Source organism: Arthrobacter sp. P4_F11, from assembly GCF_056401395.1.
In genome coordinates this window covers 1-1,415 of record NZ_JBFUJK010000044.1, presented here as the reverse complement: position 1 = coordinate 1,415, position 1,415 = coordinate 1, and the positions used below count along the sequence as shown (strand labels likewise).

The following is a 1,415-nucleotide window of genomic DNA, read 5'->3' as shown; positions in this document are numbered from 1 at the left end:
ACGCCCACGTCACCACCTCCACGACGCACAAGACCCTCGCGGGTCCGCGCGGCGGCATCATCCTCTCCAACGACGCCGAGATCGCCAAGAAGATCAACTCGGCGGTGTTCCCCGGCCAGCAGGGCGGCCCGCTGGAGCACGTCATCGCGGGCAAGGCCGTGGCCTTCAAGATCGCCGCGTCCGAAGAGTTCAGGGAACGCCAGGAGCGTGTGCTGGCCGGTGCCCGGATCCTGGCCGAGCGGCTGGTCCAGGACGACGTCACGGCGAAGGGGATCAACGTGATCTCCGGCGGCACCGACGTGCACCTGGTCCTGGTGGACCTGCGCGAGTGCGAGCTGAACGGTCAGGAGGCCGAGGACCGGCTCGCGGAAATCGACATCACGGTCAACCGCAACGCCGTCCCGTTCGATCCGCGCCCGCCGATGGTCACCTCCGGACTGCGGATCGGCACCCCGGCGCTGGCCACCCGCGGTTTCGGCGAGGCAGCCTTCGCCGAGGTTGCCGATATCATCGCCGAGGCGCTGACCGCGGAGGCCGGCGCGGACCTGTCCGGTCTGCGTTCCCGGGTGGAGGCCCTCGCCGCCGCCCACCCGCTCTACCCGGGCGTGTCCGACCTCGCCGGTTGAGCTTGTCGGGCCCGTCGGGCCCGGCCTCCTCTGCATGCTCGGTCGCGAAGACGCCCGCTGAGCGGACGTGCCGCTCCCTTAGACGCATGCTGCCGGAGACCGGACCCGGAGGGGCCCCTGTTCACCTCTGTCCCCGAGCCCATACCTAGTTAGGAACCGACAATGGCTGTTGGAGTCTTCGATCTCTTTTCCATCGGCATAGGGCCATCCAGTTCCCACACGGTGGGACCCATGCGGGCCGCCGCGGTCTTCGCCGAGGAGCTCAAAACGTCCGGGGACCTGGAGAAGGTGGCGTCGCTGCGGGTGGACCTGTATGGTTCCCTCGCCGCTACCGGGCACGGGCACGGCACCATGACCGCGATCCTGCTCGGCCTGGAGGGCTTCCACCCCGAGCAGATCCTCCCTGAAGAAGTGGAGGGTCGGCTCGCTGCCATTGCCGAGACCGGCACCCTGCAGCTCGCCGGCGCGGGCGATGGGGACGGTGTTGCGCTGCCGTATGGGGTGCAGGACATGGTCCTGCGCCCGCTGACCATCCTGCCCCGGCACACCAACGGGATGACGTTCACGGTCTCCGACGCCGACGGCGAAGTCCTGCACAAGGCGACGTTCTTCTCCGTGGGCGGCGGCTTCATCGTCCGCGAGGGCGAGGAAGACGCGGCCCTGAAGGAACTCGACGAATCCAAGAAGGAACTGCCGCTGCCCTTCCGCACGGCCGCTGAACTGCTGGGCCGCTGCCAGTCCAAGGGCCTCTCGATCGGCGACATCATGTTCGTCAACGAGCGCGCCTCC

Annotated in this window: 2 protein-coding genes; both read left to right on the top strand. The window is 68.8% G+C overall.

Going from position 1 to position 1,415, the window contains the following annotated elements:
• Positions 1-626, top strand: a 626-nt coding sequence (locus AC1DRO_RS21160; RefSeq protein ID WP_476952337.1) for a PLP-dependent aminotransferase family protein, incomplete at its 5' end; no start/stop codon positions are given.
• A gap of 162 nt (positions 627-788) precedes the next feature.
• On the top strand, positions 789-1,415 hold a 627-nt coding region (locus AC1DRO_RS21155), incomplete at its 3' end, for a serine dehydratase beta chain (protein ID WP_476952336.1).